The sequence below is a fragment of the Pseudomonas sp. SDO5532_S415 genome (genome assembly GCF_054071155.1).
The window spans coordinates 1-7,265 of the sequence record NZ_JBSVWS010000229.1 but is presented as its reverse complement, the minus strand read 5'-3'; the positions used below and the strand labels follow the sequence as shown (position 1 = coordinate 7,265).

Annotated in this window: 3 protein-coding genes; all 3 read left to right on the top strand. The window is 61.3% G+C overall.

All coding sequences use genetic code 11. The features are described 5' to 3' along the window. Nucleotides 1-394: 394 nt before the first annotated feature. The 3 genes from ACW9HW_RS27720 (at nucleotide 395) to ACW9HW_RS27710 (ending at nucleotide 7,135) form a co-directional block, all read left to right on the top strand. Nucleotides 395-3,670 carry a transglutaminase family protein gene (locus tag ACW9HW_RS27720; protein ID WP_457402499.1) on the top strand — a complete coding sequence of 1,092 codons (3,276 nt, stop codon included), beginning with the start codon at nucleotides 395-397 and terminating at the stop codon, nucleotides 3,668-3,670. A gap of 88 nt (nucleotides 3,671-3,758) precedes the next feature. After that, on the top strand, nucleotides 3,759-6,245 hold the full coding sequence (locus ACW9HW_RS27715) for a circularly permuted type 2 ATP-grasp protein (protein WP_457402497.1): 2,487 nt from the start codon (nucleotides 3,759-3,761) through the stop codon (nucleotides 6,243-6,245). Then, a complete protein-coding gene (locus tag ACW9HW_RS27710) occupies nucleotides 6,245-7,135 on the top strand; it encodes a transglutaminase family protein (protein WP_095192116.1) in 891 nt (296 codons plus the stop codon). Before ACW9HW_RS27715 ends, ACW9HW_RS27710 begins: the two co-directional genes overlap by 1 nt. Nucleotides 7,136-7,265 lie beyond the last annotated feature (130 nt).

The following is a 7,265-nucleotide window of genomic DNA, read 5'->3' as shown; positions in this document are numbered from 1 at the left end:
CCAGCCAAAGGCCAGTTGAGGGCTTCCCCTCAACCATAGAATCTCCCACAGGGAAATGCATTCCAATGTGGGAGCGAGCCTGCTCGCGAAGAGGCCAGTACGAATACCAGCCAAAGGCCAGTTGAGGGCTTCCCCTCAACCATAGAATCTCCCACAGGGAAGTGCATTCCAATGTGGGAGCGAGCCTGCTCGCGAAGAGGCCAGTACGGTCACCAAAGAACCTCCCAGGACGAGCTCGCTGCCACAAATACGTGCAATCGCTCTAAACCATTTTCCCGCATCGCCCGATTTTGGTGCTGTACTGCCTCGAGTAACCGGAGAAAGCGCCAACGCTGCTGGATGGCATAAGTCTTGCGCGCTTTCGAATACGCTCAAGGCTCGCAGGAGGCACGCCGTGTCGATTCATGTCGCATTGCACCATGTCACGCATTACCGCTACGACCGCGCCGTCGAGCTTGGTCCGCAGATCGTTCGCCTGCGCCCGGCGGCCCACAGTCGCACGCGGATACTGTCCTATGCGCTGAAGGTTTCGCCCGAGCAGCATTTCATCAACTGGCAACAAGACCCGCAGGGTAACTACCAGGCGCGGTTGGTGTTCCCGGAGAAAACCGATGAGCTGCGCATCGAGGTCGATCTGCTGGCGGAAATGGCGATTTTCAATCCTTTCGACTTCTTCCTCGAACCCTATGCAGAAAAAATGCCGTTTACCTATGCCGCGGATGAGCGCAAAGAATTGGCGCCGTACCTGGAAACCTTGCCCCTGACACCGAAGTTCCAGGCCTATCTGGAGGGCATCGACCGTACGCCGCTGCCCGCCGTGGATTTTCTCGTCGCGCTCAACCAGCGCCTGAGCGAAGACGTCGACTACCTGATCCGCATGGAGCCGGGTGTGCAAACGCCTGAGCACACCCTGGAACAGGCTTCGGGTTCGTGCCGCGATTCGGCGTGGCTGCTGGTGCAACTGCTGCGCAACCTAGGGCTGGCAGCGCGCTTCGTCTCGGGTTACCTGATCCAGTTGACCGCCGACGTGAAAAGCCTCGACGGTCCTTCCGGCACCGAGGTGGACTTTACCGATCTGCATGCCTGGTGCGAGGTCTACTTGCCCGGCGCGGGCTGGATCGGCCTGGATGCAACCTCTGGGCTGTTTGCGGGTGAAGGGCATATCCCATTGGCTTGTAGTCCCGATCCGTCCTCCGCGGCACCGATCAGCGGCCTGGTGGAACCTTGCGAGTGTGAATTTAGCCATGAAATGTCGGTGGAACGGATCTGGGAGGCGCCAAGGGTCACGAAGCCCTACACCGAAGAGCAGTGGCTGGCGATCCAGGCCCTGGGCCGGCAGATTGATGCCGACCTGCTCGAAGGCGACGTGCGTCTGACCATGGGTGGCGAGCCAACCTTTGTTTCCATCGATGACCCTGACGGCGCCGAATGGAATACCGCCGCACTGGGCCCGAACAAGCGTCGGCTGTCCGCCGAACTCTTCCAGCGCATGCGTAAGCGCTACGCGCCTCAAGGGCTGGTGCATTTCGGTCAAGGCAAGTGGTATCCCGGCGAGCAGCTGCCGCGTTGGTCGCTCAATTGCTATTGGCGTCGCGACGGTGTGCCGATCTGGCATAACAGCGCGCTGATTGCCGATGAACAGCATGACTATGGCGCCAATGGCGAATTGGCCGGGCGCTTTTTGGCGAGTGTGGCTGAACGCCTGAAAATTCCGACACGCTTTGTGTTTCCGGCCTACGAAGACAATTTCTACTACCTCTGGCGCGAAGGCACGTTGCCGCAGAACGTCAGCGCCGAAGACTCACGTCTTGAAGAACCGCTGGAGCGTGCGCGGCTGCGCAAAGTCTTCAGCCAGGGCCTGGACAAGGTCATCGGGCAGGTGCTGCCGCTGGCCCGTACCGCCAAGGGCGATCAGTGGCAAAGCGGGCGCTGGTATCTGCGCGACGAGCATTGCCGGCTGGTACCGGGAGATTCGCCACTGGGCTATCGGCTGCCGCTCGGCTCGCAGCCTTGGGTGAAAGCGGCTGAGTACCCATTCATTCATCAACAGGACCCGAATCAGGATTTCCCGCCGCTGCCTGACACCGCACGGTTGAACAGCCATGGCGAGCCGGCCGAGGCGCAGGAGTGCATGCCGAAGATCGACGAATCCGCCGACTGGCTGACGCGCACGGCGTTCTGCGCCGAGGCGCGGGAGGGGCGGTTGTACCTGTTCATGCCACCGCTGGAACGCGCTGAGGACTATCTGGAACTGGTCGCCGCCATCGAAGCCACTGCCGAGGAGCTGCATTGCCCGGTACTGCTCGAAGGCTATGAACCACCGAGCGATCCGCGTTTGAGCAATTTGCGCATCACCCCTGACCCCGGTGTAATCGAGGTCAATGTGCAGCCATCCGCGACCTGGGATGAACTGGTCGAGCGCACCGAATTTCTGTACGAGGAAGCCCGACAGACCCGACTCACTACCGAGAAATTCCTGATCGACGGCCGGCACACCGGCACCGGTGGCGGAAACCATTTCGTACTGGGCGGTGCGACACCGGCTGACTCGCCGTTTCTGCGTCGCCCGGATCTGTTACGCAGCCTGATCAGTTACTGGCATAACCATCCATCACTGTCCTATCTGTTTTCCGGGCTGTTCATCGGCCCGACATCCCAGGCGCCGCGCGTCGACGAAGCTCGTAACGACGCCTTGTACGAACTGGAAATCGCCTTTGCCCAGATGCCGGAACCCGGCGAGGAATGCCCGCCGTGGCTGGTCGACCGACTGCTGCGTAACTTACTGATCGACGTCACGGGCAACACTCATCGCGCCGAGTTCTGCATCGACAAACTGTATTCGCCGGACGGCGCCACAGGACGCCTTGGCTTGCTGGAGTTGCGCGCTTTTGAAATGCCACCCCATGCACGCATGAGCCTGGCTCAGCAGCTGCTGCTGCGAGCGCTGGTGGCGAAGTTTTGGCGCGAGCCTTACGCGCCGCCGAAACTGGCGCGCTGGGGCACGGAGCTGCATGACCGGTTCTTGTTGCCGCACTTTATCGAGCAGGATTTCGCCGACGTGATCGTCGATCTCAATGCCTCGGGTTATCCGGTGCGGGCCGAGTGGTTTGCGGCGCATCTGGAGTTCCGGTTTCCCAAGGTGGGCGATTACGCCGTCAGTGGTATCGCGCTGGAACTGCGGCAGGCACTCGAGCCATGGCATGTGCTGGGCGAGGAGGGCGCGGTCGGCGGCACGGTGCGCTATGTGGATTCATCCCTGGAGCGTTTGCAGATCAAGCTCACGGGCCTGCCGCCACAGCGTTATGTGCTGACGTGCAACGGCATCCCGGTGCCATTGCAGCCAACCGGACGTGTAGGCGAATTCGTCGCTGGCGTAAGATTTCGTGCCTGGCAACCGGCGAACTGTTTGCAACCGACCATCCCGGTTCATGCACCGTTGGTATTCGACCTGCTCGACACCTGGATGGGCCGTTCACTGGGGGGTTGTCAGTACCACGTCGCACATCCGGGCGGGCGCAATTACGAGACGTTACCGATCAATGCCAATGAAGCCGAGAGCCGGCGCATGGCGCGATTCTTCCGCATCGGACACACGCCAGGGAAACTTCCGATACCGATTCTGGAAATCAATGACGAGCTGCCGATGACGCTCGATTTACGATGTTTCTAAACCGTACGCGACGCTCGGATTTTTCGTATATCCGGGCGTCATGAGCCTGCGTTAGTCTGACCGTTCCTTGCTGTCTGCCGAGCTTTCCATGCCTGACCTGCTAGACCGCTACCCGCTGACGGCGGGCACCTATCACGAACTGCTCGACGACAGCGGCGGGGTACGTCCGCACTGGCGCCGACTGTTCGACCAATTGCAGCGCAGCACGCCAGCGCAACTGGTGCAGCGGCAGGCACTGCTGACCCGGCAGATTCAGGAAAACGGCGTTACCTATAACGTTTATGCCGACCCCAAGGGCGCCGATCGGCCGTGGGAACTGGACCTGCTGCCCCATGTGATTGCCGCTGACGAGTGGGAACAGTTGTCGGCCGGTATCGCCCAGCGTGCCCGATTGCTCAATGCCGTGCTCGCCGACCTGTATGGGCCGCAGCGCCTGATCGCCGAAGGTTTGCTGCCGGCCGAACTGGTATTCGGCCACAACAACTTTCTCTGGCCCTGTCAGGGCATCAGCCCGCCTGATGGCGCCTTTCTGCATCTGTATGCCGTGGATCTGGCGCGCACTCCCGATGGCCGCTGGTGGGTCACGGCGGATCGTACTCAAGCGCCTTCCGGAGCCGGCTATGCGCTGGAAAACCGTACCATCGTCTCCCGGGCTTTCCCCGAGTTGTACCGCGATCTGAAAGTGCAGCATCTGGCCGGCTTCTTCCGCACGCTTCAGGAAACCCTGGCCCGCCAGGCACCCAGCGATGGAGACGCGCCACTGGTGGTACTGCTGACGCCGGGGCGATTCAACGAAAGCTACTTCGAACATTTGTACCTCGCTCGCCAACTCGGTTATCCGCTGGTGGAGGGGGGCGACCTGACGGTGCGTGATGCCACGGTTTACCTGAAAACCCTGAGTGGCCTGCGCCGCGTCCACGCGATCATGCGCCGCCTCGATGACGACTTCTGCGACCCGCTGGAACTGCGTACCGATTCGGCACTGGGCGTACCGGGTCTGCTTGAGGCCGTGCGACAAGGGCGGGTACTGGTGGCCAACGCCCTGGGCAGCGGCGTGCTGGAGTCGCCGGGATTGCTGGGTTTCCTGCCGAAAATCAGCCAATTCCTGTTCGGTGAAGCACTGATCCTGCCGTCCATCGCCACCTGGTGGTGTGGCGAAGCCCCCGTACTGGCCCAGGCGCTGGAGAAATTGCCGGAATTACTGATCAAACCGGCGTTCCCGTCCCAGAGCTTTACACCGGTCTTTGGTCGCGATTTGAGTGAAAAACAGCGCGATGAGCTCGCCGAGCGCATGCAGGCGCGGCCTTATGCTTATGTCGCGCAAGAATTGGCGCAGTTGTCCCAGGCACCCATCTGGCAGGCCGAGGGTGGGCAGTTACAGCCCCGGGCGATCGGCATGCGCGTGTATGCGGTGGCCAGCCACGATGGTTATCGGGTGTTGCCCGGCGGGTTGACCCGAGTGGCCGCCGAGGCCGATGCCGAAGTGGTGTCGATGCAGCGGGGTGGTGCGAGCAAGGACACTTGGGTGCTGGGCGATCGCCCGCCCAGTGGCGAGCAATGGAAAGCCCAGCGCAACGTCGGCGTGCATGATCTGGTACGACGCGACCCCTATCTGCCATCGCGCGTAGTGGAAAACCTGTTCTGGTTCGGCCGTTATTGCGAGCGTTGCGATGACAGTGCGCGATTGCTGCGCATCATGCTGGCGCGCTATGTGGACGGCGATGACCCACAGGCGCTGCAGGCGGCAGTTGACCTGGGCGAACGGCTGATGCTGTTGCCCGATGAAGGCGAGCTGCCGGAGCGCCTGTTGGCGGCGATACTTGGCGATGACTGGCCGTTCAGCTTGCGTTCCAACCTGCAGCGCTTGCAGTGGGCGGCTTCGCAGGTACGCGGCAAGCTTTCGCGGGAAAACTGGCAAGCGCTGGTGGAGTTGCAACGTGAAGCCATGGAGCTGGAGACCGATGAGCCGGACTTCGGCGAGCTGCTGGATTTCCTCAACCGTCTGGTGATGTCTCTGGCGGCGCTGTCCGGTTTTGCCCTCGACGACATGACCCGGGACGAAGGCTGGCGCTTTTTGATGATCGGTCGGCGGATAGAGCGCCTGCAATTTCTCAGCGGCAGTCTGGCGGCGTTCTTGCGGGGTGCGGGCGCGTTCGATCAGGCCGGTCTCGAATGGTTGCTGGAGCTGGGCAACAGCAGTATCACCTACCGTTCGCGGTATCTGGCGGTGGCGCAGTTGATCCCGGTGCTGGACCTGTTGCTGCTCGACGAGCAGAACCCTCACGCCGTGCTGTTCCAGTTGAAACTGGTGAGTCGTACCCTCAAACGCCTGAACGATGACTTTGGTGCCCCGCGAGAAACCGGGTTGCCCCAGTTGGTGGAGCGACTGGCGCGATTTGACTTGGGGTGCCTGGAAAACCCGCTGTTCGGCGAAACCAGCGTGCGCGCGGCACTCGAAGGTTTGGCCGATCTGCTGCAAGAGATCGCCGATGCCAGCGGGCAAGTATCCGATCGCCTGGCCTTGCGTCATTTTGCCCATGTCGATGATGTCAGCCAGCGTACGGTGTCCGTCTGATGAGTGCTCGATACCAGATTTTCCACGACACTCATTATCACTACGACAGCCCGGTTTCCCTGGCCCAGCAACTGGCGCACCTGTGGCCGCGCCCTTGCACCTGGCAACGTTGCACCGAGCAGCAATTGCAGATCAGTCCGGACCCGACGACCCGCCGTGATGAACTCGATGTATTCGGCAACCCGCTGACCCGGCTGGCGTTCGAGCGCCCTCATGATGAACTGCTCGTCAATGCCAGCCTCACGATCGAAGTGCTGCCCCGGCCTGCGCTGGATTTCAATCTGTCCCCGGCCTGGGAAGAAACCCGCAACGCATTGACCTACAGCAGTCAGCCGCTTTCAGCTGAATTGCTGGATGCGTGCCGTTATCGGTTTCAATCGCCCTACGTGCATTTGAAGCGCAATTTCGTCGAGTTTTCGGACAGCTGCTTTCCGGCAGGTCGACCGCTGTTGCTGGGCGTGCAGGCATTGATGGAGAAAATCTTCAGCGAATTCACCTTCGATGCCGAAGCCACCCAAGTGGCAACGCCGCTGGTGGAAGTGCTGGAGCGTCGGCGCGGGGTCTGCCAGGACTTCGCCCACCTGATGCTGGCATGCGTACGCTCCCGAGGTCTGGCCGCGCGGTATGTCAGCGGTTACCTGCTGACCCAGCCGCCGCCCGGTCAGCCACGACTGATCGGCGCCGATGCCTCCCATGCCTGGGTGTCGGTGTATTGCCCAGTGCTGGGTTGGGTGGATTTTGACCCTACCAACAACGTGCAGCCGGCACTGGAACACATCACCCTGGCCTGGGGCCGGGATTTTTCCGATGTGTCGCCGTTGCGGGGGGTGATTCTGGGAGGCGGCAATCATGACCCTGAGGTCCGCGTCACCGTGATGCCACTGGATTGATAGAGAACCAATTGTGGGAGCGAGCCTGCTCGCGAAAGAGGTCTGCCAGTCACCATCAATGTTGATTGATAAACCGCCTTCGCGAGAAAGCTCGCTCCCACAGGGTTAAATGCTCTAACGGGAAATGATC